This window comes from Variovorax sp. KBS0712 (assembly GCF_006323185.2).
GTDB lineage: Bacteria > Pseudomonadota > Gammaproteobacteria > Burkholderiales > Burkholderiaceae_C > Variovorax > Variovorax boronicumulans.
This window is the reverse complement of record NZ_VCCD02000002.1, coordinates 935009-950909: the sequence shown is the minus strand read 5'-3', so window position 1 is coordinate 950909 and position 15901 is coordinate 935009. Positions and strand designations below refer to the sequence as shown.

Below are 15901 nucleotides of genomic sequence, written 5' to 3'. Positions count from 1 at the left end.
GGATTCCAACTCAGGTTCTGCAGGTCCGTGCTGCAAGGCCCAGTGCGTTCAGGGCGGCAGGAGACGGTGCGGAAAAAAGCGCCGCTTAGAATCCGGCGCTTGAAAAGTCGGGCTGAGTATAGCTTCGGCCACCGGAAAAACCGCCAAAAAAGCCCATGAACGCCGAATCTGTTACATCCACCAGCCTCTCCGATGGTGTAAGACAAGCCCTCGAAATCTCCCTCCGTGGCGCTGACGAGCTGCTGCCGCAGGACGAGTGGGTCAAGAAGCTCCAGAAGGCGGAAGCCAGCGGCAAGCCGCTGCGCATCAAGCTGGGCCTGGACCCGACCGCACCGGATATTCATATCGGACACACGGTGGTGCTCAACAAGATGCGCCAGCTCCAGGACCTGGGGCACCGCGTGATCTTCCTGATCGGCGACTTCACTTCCCTGATCGGCGACCCCTCGGGCCGCAACAGCACCCGCCCGCCGCTCACGGCCGAGCAGATCCGCGCCAACGCCGAGACCTACTTCGCCCAGGCCAAGCTGGTGCTGGACGAGTCCAAGACCGAGATCCGCTACAACTCCGAGTGGAGCGACCCGCTGGGCGCGCGCGGCATGATCCAGCTGGCGGCCAAGTACACGGTGGCGCGCATGATGGAGCGCGACGATTTCAACAAGCGCTTCAAGGCCGGCCAGTCGATCTCGGTGCACGAGTTCCTGTACCCGCTGATGCAGGGCTACGACTCGGTGGCGCTCGAAAGCGACCTCGAACTGGGCGGCACCGACCAGAAGTTCAACCTGCTCGTCGGCCGCCATCTCCAGCAGGAATACGGACAAGAGCCGCAGTGCATACTCACTATGCCGCTGCTCGAAGGGCTCGATGGCGTCGAGAAGATGTCCAAGAGCAAGGGCAACTACATCGGCATCAGCGAGGACGCCAACAGCATGTTCGCCAAGGTGCTGTCGATCTCCGACACGCTGATGTGGCGCTGGTACACGCTGCTGAGCTTCCAGTCGGTGGCGCAGATCGAGGCGCTGAAGGCCGAGATCGCGGCCGGCCGCAACCCGAAGGACGCCAAGGTCGCGCTGGCCAAGGAAATCACCGCGCGCTTCCACAGCGCGGCCGCGGCCGATGCGGCGGAGCAGGACTTCATCAACCGCAGCAAGGGCGGCGTGCCCGACGAGATTCCCGAGGTGGCGCTGAGCGGCGCCCCGCTGGGCATCGGCCAGCTGCTCAAGCAGGCCAACCTGGCGTCGTCGTCGGGCGAGGGCAACCGCCTGATCGACGGCGGCGGCGTGCGCATCGATTCGGTCGTGGTGTCCGACAAGGGCCTGAAACTGCCCGCGGGCAGCTACGTGGTGCAGGTCGGCAAGCGCAAGTTTGCGCGGGTGACCCTGAGCTGATCGCAAAAAAAGGCCCCTCGGGGCCTTTTTCAATGAGGGCAGCGCGGTGTTAGCGCACCTCGATGGTCACGCGCCGGTTGCGGGGCTCGTCCACCTCGTCGGCGGTCGGCACGGCCAGGTCGCGCTCGCCGCGGCCCACGGCCTCGATGCGGTTCGCCGGGAACTGGCGTTCCACGAACAACTGCACCACTTCCTGCGCGCGGCGGCGCGACAGCTGGTCGTTCTGCTCGCCGGCACCCTTGGTGTCGGTGTGGCCGGTCACCACGATGTCGCCGCCGCTGCGGGCCAGCGCGGCGGCCAGCGCCTCGGTCATGATCTGCTGCGACGCCGCCGTCAGCGTGGTGGTGCCCACCTCGAAGAACACCGTGTAGCGCTGCGGAAGCGGCGGGCGCATGTCGAACAGGGGCTTGTTCTCGGCCTGGACCTTGGCCGCATCGGCCTGATCGACCACCGGTGCGCCGCTCGCGCCTACTGCGGCCGTGGCGCGCTGGTAGGGCTTGGAAAGTACTTCTTCGCCGTCCTTGGCGCGCACCACCACGGCGGAGGGCGTGCCGTCAGCCTGGGGCAGGAGCACCACGCGCGTGCCCGGCGAGGAGCAGGCGGCCAACAAAAGGGCGACCAGCGCGGTCGCAGGAAGAAGGGGGGAGCGGCGTGGCGGTGTCTGCATCTTTTCAGGGTTGGCCGTCGGTCTGCACGATGAAGTCCGTGCCCCGAATGCCGATGGTGGCGGTCTGGGTTTCGACGCGCACGGCGTCGGGGTTGGTCTTGCCGATGAGGCCGGTGATCATGCGCATCGAGCCGCGCAGCAGCGACACGAGCATGCCGCCGTCGCGGGTGGTGCCGTCGAAGTGGAATTCCTTGAGGTCCATGCGCGAGGACGGGCCGACCATCAGCGTGGTGTTGTCGCGCAGCACGACGGCCGCCGACGAATCCGGGCCGGTCACGATGCGATCGACCGCGCCCAGCGCGTCGCCGGGAGCGGCCGTGCGCGTGGCACCGGCGCTGTCGAGCAGTTGGACGTTGCCGCGCACCGTCTTCACGAAGCCGGCCTGCTGGGGCGCGGCCGCTGCTGCGGCGGGCGCCGCGGCGGGTACCTGGGCCTGTGCCAGGGTGGCTGCGCCGACGATGGCGAGCCCGAGGGCGGCGGTCAAAAATTTCTTCATCATTTGCCTCTCTGTGACTGATTGCTTCGCAATGAGCGCAAATATTAAGGCGAAGGCGTTACATATGGTCACGCGGCTGATAATTCAGCCGATTCCTGCGACGTAATGCCCGCCCGCACAGGCCCTTTTTACCTGATCTTGTTCTTTCTGCATGACGTTGACCCCTAAAACGCTGCTTCGCGTCTCTGTCGCGGTGGCCCTGCTCACCATCCTCCTGAAGGGATGGGCCGGCTACCTGACGAACTCGATGGGCCTGATTTCGGACGCCATGGAGTCGTGCGTCAACCTCGCCAGCGCCATGTTCGCGCTGGCCATGGTGACCATCGCCGAGCGCCCGGCCGACGAGGACCACCCCTACGGCCACCACAAGGCCGAGTACTTCTCGTCCGGCTTCGAGGGCCTGCTGATCGTGGCTGCCGCCGTCGCCATCCTGTGGGTGTCGGTGCTGCGGCTGCTGTCGCCGCAGCCGCTGGAGCAGCTGGGCTGGGGCCTGGCGCTGTCGGTGATCAGCTCGGGCTTCAACGCGGCGCTGGCGTTCGTGCTGTTCCGCGCGGCGCGCGCGCACCGCTCCATCGCGCTGGAAGCCGACGGGCGCCACCTGATGACCGACGTGTGGACTTCGGTCGGCGTGCTGGTCGGCATCGTGGCCGTGCATTTCAGCGGCTGGCTCTGGCTCGACCCGCTGATCGCCATCGGCGTGGCGCTCAACATCGTGCGCGAGGGCTTCAAGCTCGTGTGGCGCTCCTCGCAGGGCCTGATGGACGAGGCGCTCGATGCCGAGACGCTCGCCACCGTGCGCGCCACGCTCGACGCCTTCGCCGCCAACCATGCCGAGGGCGACCGCCTGCGCTTCGACGACATGGTGACGCGCGGCGCCGGCCAGCGCCGCTTTGCCGACCTGCACATGCACGTGCCCGGCGACTGGACCCTGCAGCGCGCCGCCAACCTGCGCGACGAACTGGAGCAGTCGCTCATGGACGCCGTGCCCGGCCTGCGCGTGACCATTCAACTGCTGCCGCTCACCATGGAAGCGCGCGCCACCCGACTCGAGGACCACCATTCATGAAAGCCGTGCTCCAGCGCGTCGCCCACGCCCGCGTCGATATCGCGGGCCAGACCGTCGGCGCCATCGAGGCCGGCCTGCTGGTGCTGCTGTGCGCCGAACGCGGCGACGGCGACAGCGTGGCCGACCGCCTGCTCGCCAAGATCCTCAAGCTGCGCATCTTCTCGGACGAGGCCGGCAAGATGAACCGCAGCGTGCAGGACATCGGCGGGGGCCTGCTGGTCGTGAGCCAGTTCACGCTGGCAGCCGACGTGAGCGGCGGCAACCGCCCCAGCTTCACGCTCGCGGCGCCGCCCGACGAGGGCCGCCGGCTCTACGAGTACTTCGTGGCGCAGGCGCGCGGCGCGCACCCGGTGGTGGCGACGGGCGAATTCGGCGCCGACATGCAGGTGCACCTGCTGAACGACGGGCCGGTCACGATCCCGTTGCAGATGACGGCGTAGGCCGGATCACCGCTTCCCACGCCACCTTCGGTTCGTCGTAGCGCAGCACGCGCACCTCCTCGAGGTGCTGCAGCTGCCAGCCGTCGGCAAACAGCCGCTCGACCGCGGCGCGGTCGAAGAAGCGCTTGGGAATGCCGTCCACCGTGTAGAAAAAGTCTTCGTCCCGTCCGCTGGCCGACGGGCCGCGCGCGCCGTGGTGCCGGTCGTTGACCGAGTTGAGGCGGCACAGCAGCACGCCACCCGGCCGCAGCACGCGGTGGATGCGCCGCACCAGCGCCAGCGTCTCGTCCCACGCGAAGTAGTGCAGCGACAGGCTGGCGAGCACGGCGCCGACCGTGGCGCCCTCCGCCAGCGGCCACGCGTCGCGGAAATCGCCGCAGTGGAACGCGGCGCCTGCGGGCACGCGTTGCTGCGCCTGCGCCAGGGCGTCGGACGACAGCTCGACCGCCACCACCCGCAGCCCGGCGTCGACCAGCGTGGCGGTGTCGCGACCGGCCGCACATCCCAGTTCGAGCACCGGCCCGTCGCCGGCACATGCGCGCAGCAGCGGCAGCCAGCGCGGCAGCCAGGGATCGGTGTTCGACACCGCCGCGGCCCCCGCTCAGCGCCCGTACGGGCTGCGGATGCCCAGGCCCGCGAGGATCTCGATTTCGTACGCTTCCATCTCGTCCGCGTCGGCCTCGCTGGTCTCGTGGTCCCAGCCCTGCGCGTGCAGCGTGCCGTGCACCAGCAGGTGCGCGTAGTGCGCGGCGAGCGTCTTGCGGTTTTCCTTCGCCTCGCGTGCCACCACGGGCGCGCACAGCACCAGGTCGGCCATCACGACCGGGCCCTGCGCATAGTCGAAGGTGAGCACGTTGGTGGCGTAGTCCTTGCCGCGGAACTCGCGGTTCAGGCGCTGGCCCTCGTCGGCATCGACGATGCGCACGGTGATCTCGCCGTCGATGTCCAGCGCATGACGAATCCAGCGGTTCACGCTGTGGCGCGGCAGCGCGGCGCGGTGGCGCTCCACGCCCTTGAAGCGCCCGAACTGCAGCGACAGCGACAGGGCAGGAAGCAACGAGGCCGCCATCTCAGTGGCCTCCCGAGCGCTTGCGCTGCCCGTCGTAGGCATCGACGATCTTCGCCACCAGTGGGTGGCGCACCACGTCGGCGCTCGTGAAGTGTGTGGTCGCGATGCCGGCCACACGCTTGAGCACGCGCTCGGCGTCGATCAGGCCGCTGAGCTGCTGCTTGGGCAGGTCGATCTGGCTCACGTCGCCCGTCACCACCGCCTTGGCGCCGAAGCCGATGCGCGTGAGGAACATCTTCATCTGCTCCACCGAGGTGTTCTGCGCCTCGTCGAGGATCACGAAGGCGTTGTTCAGCGTGCGCCCGCGCATGAAGGCCAGCGGCGCAATCTCGAGCACGTTGCGCTCGAAGGCTTTCTGCACCTTCTCGTAGCCCATGAGGTCGTACAGCGCGTCGTACAGCGGGCGCAGGTAGGGGTCGACCTTCTGCGTCAGGTCGCCCGGCAGAAAGCCCAGGCGCTCGCCCGCTTCCACGGCCGGGCGCGTGAGCACGATGCGCTGCACCGCCGCGCGCTCCAGCGCATCGACCGCGCAGGCCACCGCCAGGTAGGTCTTGCCGGTGCCGGCCGGGCCGATGCCGAAGGTGATGTCGTGCTTGGCGATGTTGTCCAGGTACAGCGCCTGCGTGGGCGTGCGCGCGCGCAGGTCGGCGCGGCGCGTGACCAGCATGGCCGCGTCCTCGTCGCTCATCGAGCCGTCGCCGGCCAGCGTGAGCTGCACCACGGCCGGGTCGATGGCGCGCTGGGCGATCTCGTACAGCGCCTGCAGCACCTCCATGGCGCGCTGCGCCGGGGCCTTGGGGCCGTCGACCTTGAACTGCTCGTGGCGGTGCGCGATCTTCACGCCCAGGGCGTCCTCGATGCGGCGCAGGTGCGCATCCAGCGGGCCGCACAGGTGGCCGAGGCGCGAATTGTTCAGGGGGGTAAAGGTGTGTCGCAGAATCACGCGGTATCCATTTCCATCTAATTGGCAGCCCATGCAAGACCAGCCACGCTCGAAAAAACGCAATCCAAGGCGGGTAACACCGCGGAACCGGCTTTGCCGGGCCGCCGGTGTTGCCCCCTTGAGGGGGGAAGCGGCTACACGAAGTGAGCAAGCAACGGGGGGGAGCCAATGATAGGCAAACTGACCGGCACGCTCGCAGAGCGCAACCCCCCGCAGGTGGTGGTGGACTGCAACGGCGTCGGCTACGAGGTCGACGTGCCGATGAGCACGTTCTACAACCTGCCCAACGTCGGCGCGAAGGTGTCGCTGCTCACGCACTTCGTCGTGCGCGAGGACGCGCAGATTCTCTACGGCTTCGGCACCGCCGAGGAGCGGGCGGCCTTCCGCCAGCTCATCAAGATCACCGGCGTGGGCCCGCGCACCGCGCTGGGCCTGCTGTCGGGCATGAGCGTGGGCGAGCTGGCGCAGGCCATCACCACGCAGGAGCTGGGCCGGCTCGTGAAGATCCCGGGCATCGGCAAGAAGACCGCCGAGCGGCTGCTGCTGGAACTCAAGGGCAAGCTGGGCGCCGACATCGGCCTGCCGGCGCATGCCGCGTCCGACGCGCAGGCCGACATCCTGCAGGCGCTGGTGGCGCTGGGCTACAGCGACAAGGAGGCCGCGCTCGCGCTGAAGGCGCTGCCGAAGGACGCGAGCGTGAGCGACGGCATCAAGATGGCACTGAAAGCCCTGGCGAAGTGAGTTGGCGCGAGGCGTGGTCGCGCGCGCAGGCGCTGCGCCACGAGTCGGCCGAGACCGACGCCGTGCTGATGCACACGGCCATGGCCTTGTCGGTGCCGATCATCTGGCTCTACGGCTTTGCGGGCGTGGCCTACGGCCAGCTGCCGATGCTGACGCCGGCCGGCTTCGTCGACATGCCGGGCGTCTGTGCATGGCTCACGGCGGTCATGGCCTTCGCGGTCGGCGCCCTGTTCATCGACTGGCTGGTGCGCGGTGACCTGGCACCGCCGCCGGTGCCGACGTCGATCGTCGTGCGGCACTGGCAGTCGGGCTGGCCCCGGTCGCCGGCGTTGCCGCCCGAGCCGTCGCCCGGCTTCCTGCAGGGCAGCGCGTCCCCGTTTCGCAGCGTGTGCCTGCTTGTCGCGGCCGTGGCCTGCGTGTCGGCGCTGGTGTTCAGCGGCCTCGACACGCTGGGCTGGTCGGTCGTCGCGCGGCCGGGTGGGCTGGCGCCGCGCGCCGAGTGGCCGCTGTACCCGCTGCCATGGATCTGGCCCTGGCTGCTGCCGCTGGCGCGCCAGCCCTTCGCGCTGGGCACCGTCGCGGTCGGCGCGGTGCTGCTCGTCGCGGCGATCTTCATGCGCTGGCGCCGGATGCGCGGCGCGTGGTTTCCGTTCTTCACGGCGCTGCCGATCCTCGTGGCACCGCATTTCCTGGGTGCCGCGGGCTTCGACTACGCCGCCGCGCGCGGGCTCGGCGGCCTCAATGAACCCGCACTGGCGAGTGCGCTCGCGCAGCATCCGGGGCGCTACAACGTCTACACTTTCCTGAGCCTGTGGAGCGGCATCGGTGCCGGCACGGTCGGCCTGGTGCTCGGCTTCTGGTTCGGCCGCTCGCGGGTCATGGACGAGGACTGAGCGCTGGCCCGGCGCCCTGCAAGGAGACACCCTCTGTGAGCGCTTCTTTCTTCGATTCGCCCGCGCATCTGAGCGGCGGCCCGTTGACGCCACGGATGCGCGCCGAGATGCCGTTCGAGCTCGTCGGCCCGCGCCTGCAGGCCGTGTGCGGCAACTTCACGCCTGTGCCCATGCCGCGCCAGCAGACCGTCTCGGGCGGCATCGAGGTGCGGCGCGCCGGCGGGGTCGACGTGGCGCTCATCGGCCAGAACCTGCAGCGCGTGCACCGCGACGCGCAGGCCATCCGGCGCGACGACCGCGAGCATTTCTTCCTCGTGTTCCAGGACCACGGCGGCGCGCTCATGTGCCAGGGCGCGCAGCAGATCGCGGTGCAGGCCGGCGACATCGTGCTGATCGATTCGGCGCGGCCCTCGGAGTTCGTCTACGACGGCGCCAGCTCGCAGCAGGTGTCGGTGCACCTGCCGCGCGCCGACATGCTCGCGCGCTTCGGTCCCACGCTGCAGGGCGGTGTGTGCGTGCGGCGCGGCGACGCGCTGGGCTTCGCGATGCGTGCCATCCTTGCGCGCCTGCTCGACAGCGGACAGTCCGACGACGCGCACCTGGTCGAGGCCTTCCTCGGCGTGTTCGGCTCGGTGCTGGTCGAGCGCGCGCGGCAGGCGCCGGCGCTGCTGTCGCGCAACGCCGGCGAGGGCGTGCTGCGCCGCGCGATGGACCACGTGGCGCTGCAGTTCCACGACCCGGCCTTCCACGCGGGCGAACTGGCGCGCCACCTGGGCGTGTCGCCGCGGCTGCTGCAGCGGGCCTTTGAGGCACTGGGCGTTTCGCCGAGCCGCCACATCCTCGACACGCGGCTGGCGGCGGCGCGCGCCGCGCTCGATGCGGCGGCCCGGCAGGGCGGCCCCGCGCCGGCCATCGCACAGGTCGCCTACGACTGCGGCTTCAACGACCTGTCGTTCTTCTACCGCGAGTTCCGCAAGCGCTACGGCGTGCCACCGGGGCGCCTGGCGCTTGGACCCCTGACGCACTGACTGACGCCTGAGTCCATTCGCTGACGCCTGGCTCCAAGACGCCGGCCCCTGCTTTTCCTACATTGACCCGGCGCGCCCGCCCTGCGGCGGCGCGCGCCAGCGTCAACCCAACCAGGACAAAGCAATGCAAGAGACAAGAATGACGATCGGCGGTCGCGCGGTGCCAGGCACGGCCTCCTTCGAAGTGCGCAACCCCGCCAACGGCCAGGTGATCGGCACCGCGCCGAACGGTTCGCGCGACGACCTCGCCGCCGCCGTGGCCGCCGCGCAGAAGGCCTTCATGAGCTGGTCGCGCAAGTCCGACGACGAACTGGCCGCCGCCTGCCGCGCCGTCACCGAGAAGATCGGCGCGCACGCCGAAGAGCTGGCGCGCCTGCTAACGCTGGAGCAGGGCAAGCCGCTCAACGGCCTGGGCTCGCGCTGGGAGCTGGGCGGCGCCGCGGCCTGGGCCGGCGCCACCGCGGCGCTGTCGCTGCCGCCGCGCGTGCTGCAGGACAACGCGCAGGGCCACGTCGAGATCTTCCGCAAGCCCGTGGGCGTGGTCGGCTCGATCACGCCGTGGAACTTCCCCGTGCTGATCGCCGTGTGGCACGTGCTGCCGGCGCTGCGCACGGGCAACACGGTCGTCATCAAGCCTTCGCCCTACACGCCGCTGGCCACGCTGCGCTTTGTCGAGCTGCTCAACGAGGTGCTGCCCGAAGGCGTGGTCAACAGCGTGAGCTGCGACGACCGCACCTCCAACCTCGGCGCCGACATGGCGAGCGACCCCGTCATCCGCAAGATCGTGTTCACCGGCTCCTGCGCCACCGGCAAGAAGGTGATGCAGTCGGCCGCCAGCACCATGAAGCGGCTCACGCTCGAACTCGGCGGCAACGACGCCGGCATCGTGCTGCCCGACGCCGACCCCAAGGCCATCGCCGAAGGCCTGTTCTGGGGCGCGTTCCTCAACAACGGCCAGACCTGCGCGGCCATGAAGCGGCTGTACGTGCACGCCAGCATCCACGACGAGGTGTGCGAGCACCTCGCGGCCTTTGCGAAGCAGGTGCCGATGGGCGACGGCATGGACGAGAAGAACGTGCTCGGCCCGGTGCAGAACCGCATGCAGTTCGACAAGGTCGCGCGGCTCGTGGCCGACGCGAAAAAGAAGGGCCAGGTGCTCACGGGCGGCGAACCGGGCGAGGGCCTGTTCTTCCCCGCGACGATCGTTGCGGGCCTGAAGAACGGCGATGCGCTGGTCGACGAAGAACAGTTCGGACCCGCGCTGCCCGTCATCCGCTACACCGACGTCGAGGACGCCATCCGCGCCGCCAACGACAGCGAGAACGGCCTCGGCGGTTCCGTGTGGTCCAAGGACATCGAGCACGCCAAGCGCATCGCCTCGCGCCTGGAGTGCGGCTCGGTGTGGATCAACAAGCACGGCGCCATCCAGCCCAACGCGCCCTTCGGCGGCGTGAAGGCCTCGGGGCTCGGCGTGGAGTTCGCGGAAGAAGGGCTGAAGGAGTACACCGACGCGCAGGTGATCTTCTCCTGACGCATGGCAGAGCGTGGCGTGCGCCACGCTCTGTTCAGGTGCGCAGCGCGGCGGTCAGCGTGCCGAGCAGCGCATCGGTCTCGACCAGGCTCGGCGGATGGATCGGCGCCGGCCACGTGCTGTGGATCGCGACCACGAGCCGTTCCTTCGGATGGATGTAGACCTGCTGGCCGAAGATGCCGAGCGCGGCGAACAGGCCGCCGTCGAGTTCGGGCAGTGCCTTCGCGCCGGTCGGGAAGGTCCACCACTGGTAGCCGTACCCCATCGGTTCGAAGCCCGCGAGCGTGCCGGGCGCGAGGTGGCTGGCCGCATCGACGCGCGTGGCGTCGCCCACCCAGCCATCGGGCAGCACCCGCTGGCCGCCGGCCACGCCGCCGCCGAGCACGAACAGGCCGAAGCGCCCGAAGTCGCGCAGCGTGGCGTTCACGCCGCTGCCGGTGAACTCCTGGCCATCGACCGCATCGAGCTGCCAGTAGGCGTCGGCCTCCATGCCGAAGGGCGCCCAGATTTTTTCCGAGAGGTAGTCGCTGATCGGCCGGCGGATCGCGCTGGCCAGGATCTCGCCGACCAGGCAGGTCTCGCCGGTGCTGTAGTTGAAGCGCGTGCCCGCCGGCACCACGCGCGGGCGCTGCGCCATGAACTTCAGCACCGCGCCCTTTTCGCGCGTGAGCTGCACGCGCATCAGCTGGCGCCGGTCGGAGCCGGCGTCGAGGTAGTCCTCGTTCCAGGCCACGCCCGAGCTCATCTGCAGCACCTGCTTCACCGTCACGTCGTCATACGCAGAGCCACTCAATGCGGGCAGGTAGCGCACCACCGGATCGTCGAGGCTGGCGATGTGGCCATCTTTCACGGCCGCGCCGACCAGCGTGGAGGTCAGCGACTTCGCGACCGAGAACGACAGCCACTTGGTCGCCGCGTCGTTGCCCATGGCGTAGCGCTCGAGCACGACATGGCCGTCCTTGATCACCAGCAGCCCGGCCGTGTGGTTGCGCGCCATGAAGCCGTCGATGCCGAAGCGCTGCGCATCGACCGGCGTGCCCTCGGGCAGCGGATGCACGTGCGTGCCGCGCCGGATCGCGCGCGTCGCGTAGAGCCGGTCCATCTGGCGGTAGGTCGGCGCCTGCAGCGCGGGCGGCAGCGTCATCAGGTCTTCGTAGCGGCCGATGGCCTCGTCGGATGTGCTCATTTCGCAGGCCGGTTCAGCCCCAGCGTCGGCGTCTCGTCGAAGAAGTTCCAGGGCTTGAGCAGCGCATGCACCCACTCGGTGGGCATGATCGGCCACTCCTCGGCGCGCGCGACGTGCGTGGTGCCGGTCGTGAGCCACACCACGTTGTCGGTGTTCACGATCTCCTGGTTGTCGGCCGTGAACTGGCCCAGGCCCGTGTCCTTGTTCGAGCGGTTGGGGTACTTGCCTTCGGGGAACAGCTCCTCGGGGTCGTAGCGCGTCACCCAGAGCTGGCGGTCCATGAAGCTCAGGCGGTGGTTGATCCACTCGTCCTTTGCGAAGTTGGCGCCCTTGGCGATCGGGTGCGTGCCGCCCGCGTACGGCACGAGCTGGTACGACACCGGGTTGCCGACCTTGTTGTTCTTCGCCGGGTTGCTCAGCAGGCGGATGGTCGAGGGGTCGAACTTCTGCGCCGCCTGCTGCTCGGTGCGCACCGTGCGCTGCACCGTCTGCATGGTGCTGGTGCGCGGGCCGCCGCGCGTGTTGGGCAGCACCACGGGGTCGACTTCGGTGAGCGTGTTCTGCTCGCCGTCCACATCGAGGTCGAGGCGGAAGTTGTAGATGTGCTGGTGCGTGGTGCCGACGATGTGGTGGTCCAGCAGCGTGCCGTAGCGCGTGTCCTCAGCGGCCGTGGGGTCCTGCATAGTGCGCGACTTCACGCCCTTCACGGCCTCGATGCCGGTGGCGCCCGCGTGGATGCCGATGGTGCCGTTCTCGGCGAACACCCAGTCGAACAGGTAGTCGTAGTTGCCCACCGTGCTGATCCAGCGCACCACCAGCTCGCGCCGCTCGGTGCTGATGTTGGGCTTGCCCATTTCCTGGTGCTTGAACTCGGGGTCGGCATAGCGCTCGAAGACGGCGATGGCGCGCGGCACCTTGGTCGGGGCGCCGGTGTAGTCGGCCAGCGTGGCGTCCAGCAGCACGGCGTTCTGCGGCGCGTCCTTGTTCGGCTCGATGGGCGAGGTGAGCGTGCCCATGCCGTACTCGCCCGAGTCGAGGTACGCCTTGAAGTACCAGCCGGTGTCGGGGTCGCCGTAGGGCACGATCATGCCGCCCAGCGAACCTTCGTACATCACCTTGCGCTTGGTGCCCTTGTCGTTGTAGGTGACGGTAGAGAGCACCAGGCCCACGCGCGAGTCGAGCCGCACATGGAAGTCCCAGTTGCGCCAGTGCATCGTGTGGCCGGTGATCGTGTAGTTCTTGCCTTCGGGCTCGGTGATCTCCAGCGGCTTGGGCGCGGGCGTGGCCGCGCGGTCGCGCCCGTCGTAGGGCGTGGGCTTGAGCGGCACGGGCACCAGGCCGCCGTCCTCGATCTTGATGACCTTCTTCTGCTCCAGGTCGACCACCGCCACCAGGCCCTCGATGGGGTGCGCCCAGTAGTTGCCGTCGCCCACGTCCAGGTAGCTCACCACCTTCAGCAGGCGGTCTTCCTGGCGCAGCGAATCCTTGCCGTCGAAGTAGCCTACGGTGAGCGGCGTGGCCACCACCTTCTTCACGTCGGCGATGCCGCGCGTGGCGAGCGCCTTGGCGTAGTCGGGGCTGGCCTCGATGGCGCTCTGCACGGTGGCGAAGTCGTCCAGCAGCACCATGCCGTGCGCGCCTTCGATGGGCTTCCAGGCGGTGAGGGTGCGCGCGGCGAGGTCGACCGTGCCCTCGATGACCTTCTTGCCATCGAGTGCTACGAAGGCCGCCTGGCGCGGCGCGCGCACGGGCTGGCCGGTGAGCGCGAAGTTCCAGACCTCGTCCTTGGGCGGTCGCTTCACGCTGATCTCGGTGAAGCGCAGGCCGGCCTTGTGGCGCCCCGAGGCCTTCAGCACCTCGAGCGTGGCCTGGATCTCGGCCTCGGTCAGCGGGTTCAGCGGGTTGGGCACGCGCTCGACCACGAAGGTCTTGTCCAGGCTCGACTGGAACACCTGATTCACGAAGTCGTGCGGCACGTAGGCCGCGCCCTTGCGCATGACGACGGGCACATCGAGCTGCATCGGCTGGCCGTTGACCAGCGCCGTCTTCGAGCCGGGCTTCAGGCGCACCAGCGTGCCGTTGCGCGCCACGGTGAACACGTTGGCAAAGCTGTCCCAGCGCAGCGTGCCGCCGAAGTCTTCCACCGTCTTCTTCAGCGGCACCATGTGGGCCGCGCCGCCGTGGGCCAGGGCCGGCTCAGTGCTCAGGGGGCCGAGGGCGAGCGCCAGGGCAGAGGCCAGGGCGGTGCCCAGGAGACGCCGTGCGGCGCCGCGGCCGGGCGTTCGGTGGTAGCTGCTGCGCATGGCTGCATCCTTCTTCGCGTGTTGTGGTGGACAACCGCGAAGGTAAGAGCGCCGCCGGCGCGGGCGTTATCAAGATTTGGCAAACCACCGCGCGCGCGTGGCGGACGGCAGCTCGCCGAACAGGCGCGCGTAGTCGATGGCAAAGCGCGACAGGTGCCAGAAGCCCCAACGCGCGGCGATGTCGCCGATGGTGTCGCCGCGGCAGGCCTGCATCTCGCAGCGCACGCGGTTCAGGCGCATCACGCGCAGGTAGGTGACGGGGCTCAGGTGCAGCACGTCCTCGAAGGCGTACTGCAGCGAGCGGCGCGACACGCCGGTGGCCGCGCACAGGTCGGGCACGCTGATGGGCTCGTCGGCGTGCGCCTGCATGTACTCGCGCGCCTTGGCCACGATGTGGCGGCGCGCCGCCGTGCTGGCGGGCAGCCGGGCCTCGAAGGCCTTCGAGCCCATGCACTGCAGCACCGCGTCGGCCAGCGACAGCGACAGCATGTGGCGCGCGGCCGGCTGTTCGAGCTGCGCGAGGTTGTCGCGCGCCAGCGACAGGGCGGCGCCCAGCAGGCGGGTGAAGGCGGTTTCGTCGAAACCGGGGTGCTGCACCGGCGCCGGCGCCGGCATGCGCAGCTCGAAGTCGGGGCCGAACAGGGTGGTGGCCAGCTTGGCCAGCGGTTCGGTGTCGACGCACACGGCCATCAGGTCCATGCCTGCGCCGGCCAGCAGCTCGAACTCGCCCCGCGGCGGCAGCGCGCTGAGCTGGCGCCCGCCCAGGTCGTGGCCGCAGTACCAGCTGCCCGGGGCGGCCGTCTCGGTGAGCGCGAAGGCGATGGCGCCGGGGCGGCCCCGGCCGCGCTGCAGCACGGTCTGGTTGGCGCGCTCGTGGAAGACCTGCACGAAGTCCAGGTGCAGGTCTTCGGCCAGGCCCTCGAAGCGGCCGTTGGACAGCTGCTCGTAGTGCTGGTCCCAGGCGCCCACGCCCGAGGCCTGCGCCTGGGCTTCGGCGGTGAGTTGTCGGCTGAAGTGAAGAAGCTCGGTCATGGTGCGCGCTGGCGCAGTTGCCATCGCGCAGCCGATGAGCAGAAACCGTGCCTGTCACGGCGCAGTGTGTGGGAAGCGCCGCCGCCCGACCATGTTGCTTACCCTTGGTCGGGGCCGCTCAGGCGTTCATTCGAGCGTCAGACCGATGTCCTTCACCAGCGCGCCCCAGTCGCGCAGGTCGCTGCGGATGGTGGCGGTGAACTGCTCGGGCGTGTTCTGCGGCAGGTCGTTGAAGTTCAGCTCGTACATGCGGCGCACCACCGCGGGATCGCGCAGCACCTGGTTCACGGCCTCGTTGAGCTTCTTCACGACGGCGGGCGGCGTCTTGGCGGGCGCCAGCAGGCCGTACCAGGCGTAGGTGGTGAAGGGGTAGCCGCTCTCGGTCATGGTCGGCACGTCGGGCAGCATCGGGATGCGCGAGGGGCCGCTGTTGGCCAGCGCCCGGATGCGCCCGGCGCGCACGATCTCCACGGTCGAGGAGATGTCGGCGAAGGCCGCATCGACCTGGCCGCCCACGAGGTCCTGCACGCAGGGGCCGCTGCCCTTGTAGGGCACGTGCGTCATCACGAGGCCGGCCTGCTTCTTGAGGCTTTCCATCGCCAGGTGGCCGCCTGAGCCGTTGCCCCACGAGCAGTAGCTGAGCTTGTCGGGGCGCGCCTTGGCGTAGGCGACGAACTCCTGGATCGTCTTCACCGGCAGGTCCTTGCGCACCAGCAGCAGGTTGCCGCCGCGCCCGACCTGGGCGATCGGCACGAAGTCCTTCAGCGGGTCGTAGGGCAGCTTCTTGTAGAGGCTGGGGTTCACCACCATCGTCGCGGCGTAGGTGAACAGCAGCCGGTAGCCGTCGGGCGTGGAACGCGCCACCACCTCGCTGCCGAGGATGCCGTTGGCGCCCGGGCGGTTGTCGACCACGAAGGGCTGCTTCAGGATCTTGCCGAGGCCGTCGCCGATCAGCCGCGCGATGGTGTCGGTGCCGCCGGCCGCCGCGGTGGGCACCACCAGCGTCACGGGCTTGTCGGGGTAGCTGTCGGCCTGTTGTGCGTGGCTGGCTGTTGCCAGTGCGGCCAGGGAGCAGGCGGCCAGCATGCGCAGGCCGAAGCGGAATGGTGTTGTCGTTG

The 15901-nt window shown here is 69.3% G+C and carries 16 protein-coding genes; 7 read left to right on the top strand and 9 right to left on the bottom strand.

Annotated features, from left to right (window positions below; all coding sequences use genetic code 11):
- The first annotated feature begins 155 nt into the window (after positions 1-155).
- Complete coding sequence (tyrS, locus tag FFI97_RS21355; protein WP_139706046.1) at positions 156-1388, top strand: tyrosine--tRNA ligase; 1233 nt, start codon at positions 156-158, stop codon at positions 1386-1388.
- A gap of 49 nt (positions 1389-1437) precedes the next feature.
- Here the strand turns inward: tyrS and FFI97_RS21350 are convergent, their stop codons facing one another.
- On the bottom strand, positions 1438-2055 hold the full coding sequence (locus FFI97_RS21350; protein ID WP_062479230.1) for an OmpA family protein: 618 nt from the start codon (positions 2053-2055) through the stop codon (positions 1438-1440).
- A 4-nt stretch (positions 2056-2059) separates the two neighbouring features.
- Positions 2060-2551 (bottom strand): FecR domain-containing protein, encoded by a 492-nt coding sequence (locus FFI97_RS21345; RefSeq protein ID WP_260685097.1) that lies wholly within the window; start codon positions 2549-2551, stop codon positions 2060-2062.
- Positions 2552-2702: 151 nt separating this feature from the next.
- Between FFI97_RS21345 and FFI97_RS21340 the strand changes: the two genes are divergently transcribed.
- Positions 2703-3617, top strand: a complete 915-nt coding sequence (locus FFI97_RS21340; protein WP_139706050.1) for a cation diffusion facilitator family transporter — start codon at positions 2703-2705, stop codon at positions 3615-3617.
- Entirely contained in the window at positions 3614-4057 is a 444-nt protein-coding gene (dtd, locus tag FFI97_RS21335) for a D-aminoacyl-tRNA deacylase (protein ID WP_062479238.1), read from the top strand. Before FFI97_RS21340 ends, dtd begins: the two co-directional genes overlap by 4 nt.
- On the opposite strand, the gene FFI97_RS21330 is transcribed toward dtd, so the two are convergent.
- The 3 genes from FFI97_RS21330 to FFI97_RS21320 are packed head-to-tail and all read right to left on the bottom strand — an operon-like array spanning position 4029 to position 6069.
- A complete protein-coding gene (locus FFI97_RS21330) occupies positions 4029-4643 on the bottom strand; it encodes a class I SAM-dependent methyltransferase (RefSeq protein ID WP_139706052.1) in 615 nt (204 codons plus the stop codon). The genes dtd and FFI97_RS21330 overlap by 29 nt on opposite strands.
- 15 nt (positions 4644-4658) lie before the next feature.
- Positions 4659-5126 (bottom strand): rRNA maturation RNase YbeY, encoded by a 468-nt coding sequence (ybeY, locus tag FFI97_RS21325; protein ID WP_139706054.1) that lies wholly within the window; start codon positions 5124-5126, stop codon positions 4659-4661.
- Position 5127: 1 nt separating this feature from the next.
- Positions 5128-6069 (bottom strand): PhoH family protein, encoded by a 942-nt coding sequence (locus FFI97_RS21320; protein WP_062479248.1) that lies wholly within the window; start codon positions 6067-6069, stop codon positions 5128-5130.
- Positions 6070-6237: 168 nt separating this feature from the next.
- On the opposite strand from FFI97_RS21320, the gene ruvA reads away from it, so the two are divergent.
- The 4 genes from ruvA to FFI97_RS21300 all read left to right on the top strand — a co-directional run bounded on the left by ruvA (position 6238) and on the right by FFI97_RS21300 (position 10262).
- Positions 6238-6810: a Holliday junction branch migration protein RuvA gene (gene ruvA, locus FFI97_RS21315; RefSeq protein WP_056577514.1), complete on the top strand. Its 573-nt coding sequence runs from the start codon at positions 6238-6240 to the stop codon at positions 6808-6810.
- Positions 6807-7703: a hypothetical protein gene (locus FFI97_RS21310; protein ID WP_139706056.1), complete on the top strand. Its 897-nt coding sequence runs from the start codon at positions 6807-6809 to the stop codon at positions 7701-7703. Before ruvA ends, FFI97_RS21310 begins: the two co-directional genes overlap by 4 nt.
- A 35-nt stretch (positions 7704-7738) precedes the next feature.
- Positions 7739-8731 carry a helix-turn-helix domain-containing protein gene (locus FFI97_RS21305; RefSeq protein ID WP_083259332.1) on the top strand — a complete coding sequence of 331 codons (993 nt, stop codon included), beginning with the start codon at positions 7739-7741 and terminating at the stop codon, positions 8729-8731.
- A gap of 124 nt (positions 8732-8855) precedes the next feature.
- Positions 8856-10262 carry an aldehyde dehydrogenase family protein gene (locus tag FFI97_RS21300; RefSeq protein ID WP_221937707.1) on the top strand — a complete coding sequence of 469 codons (1407 nt, stop codon included), beginning with the start codon at positions 8856-8858 and terminating at the stop codon, positions 10260-10262.
- 34 nt (positions 10263-10296) lie between these two features.
- On the opposite strand, the gene FFI97_RS21295 is transcribed toward FFI97_RS21300, so the two are convergent.
- From FFI97_RS21295 to FFI97_RS21280, 4 genes are all read right to left on the bottom strand, one after another.
- The gene (locus tag FFI97_RS21295; protein ID WP_139706057.1) at positions 10297-11448 is read right to left on the bottom strand and encodes a serine hydrolase domain-containing protein; all 1152 of its coding nucleotides are present in this window, start codon (positions 11446-11448) and stop codon (positions 10297-10299) included.
- Complete coding sequence (tynA, locus tag FFI97_RS21290) at positions 11445-13751, bottom strand: primary-amine oxidase (protein ID WP_139706059.1); 2307 nt, start codon at positions 13749-13751, stop codon at positions 11445-11447. The genes FFI97_RS21295 and tynA overlap by 4 nt, the downstream gene beginning before the upstream one ends.
- A 69-nt stretch (positions 13752-13820) precedes the next feature.
- Complete coding sequence (locus FFI97_RS21285) at positions 13821-14783, bottom strand: helix-turn-helix domain-containing protein (RefSeq protein ID WP_070062868.1); 963 nt, start codon at positions 14781-14783, stop codon at positions 13821-13823.
- Positions 14784-14909: 126 nt separating this feature from the next.
- Positions 14910-15869 carry a tripartite tricarboxylate transporter substrate binding protein gene (locus tag FFI97_RS21280; protein WP_313906292.1) on the bottom strand — a complete coding sequence of 320 codons (960 nt, stop codon included), beginning with the start codon at positions 15867-15869 and terminating at the stop codon, positions 14910-14912.
- Positions 15870-15901 lie beyond the last annotated feature (32 nt).

Coding starts and splice junctions, on each gene's coding strand:
- tyrS (WP_139706046.1), top strand. CDS start 156: ATGAACGCCGAATCTGTTACATCCACCAGCCTCTCCGATGGTGTAAGA.
- FFI97_RS21350 (WP_062479230.1), bottom strand. CDS start 2,055: ATGCAGACACCGCCACGCCGCTCCCCCCTTCTTCCTGCGACCGCGCTG.
- FFI97_RS21345 (WP_260685097.1), bottom strand. CDS start 2,551: ATGAAGAAATTTTTGACCGCCGCCCTCGGGCTCGCCATCGTCGGCGCA.
- FFI97_RS21340 (WP_139706050.1), top strand. CDS start 2,703: ATGACGTTGACCCCTAAAACGCTGCTTCGCGTCTCTGTCGCGGTGGCC.
- dtd (WP_062479238.1), top strand. CDS start 3,614: ATGAAAGCCGTGCTCCAGCGCGTCGCCCACGCCCGCGTCGATATCGCG.
- ybeY (WP_139706054.1), bottom strand. CDS start 5,126: ATGGCGGCCTCGTTGCTTCCTGCCCTGTCGCTGTCGCTGCAGTTCGGG.
- ruvA (WP_056577514.1), top strand. CDS start 6,238: ATGATAGGCAAACTGACCGGCACGCTCGCAGAGCGCAACCCCCCGCAG.
- FFI97_RS21300 (WP_221937707.1), top strand. CDS start 8,856: ATGCAAGAGACAAGAATGACGATCGGCGGTCGCGCGGTGCCAGGCACG.
- FFI97_RS21295 (WP_139706057.1), bottom strand. CDS start 11,448: ATGAGCACATCCGACGAGGCCATCGGCCGCTACGAAGACCTGATGACG.
- tynA (WP_139706059.1), bottom strand. CDS start 13,751: ATGCGCAGCAGCTACCACCGAACGCCCGGCCGCGGCGCCGCACGGCGT.
- FFI97_RS21285 (WP_070062868.1), bottom strand. CDS start 14,783: ATGACCGAGCTTCTTCACTTCAGCCGACAACTCACCGCCGAAGCCCAG.
- FFI97_RS21280 (WP_313906292.1), bottom strand. CDS start 15,869: ATGCTGGCCGCCTGCTCCCTGGCCGCACTGGCAACAGCCAGCCACGCA.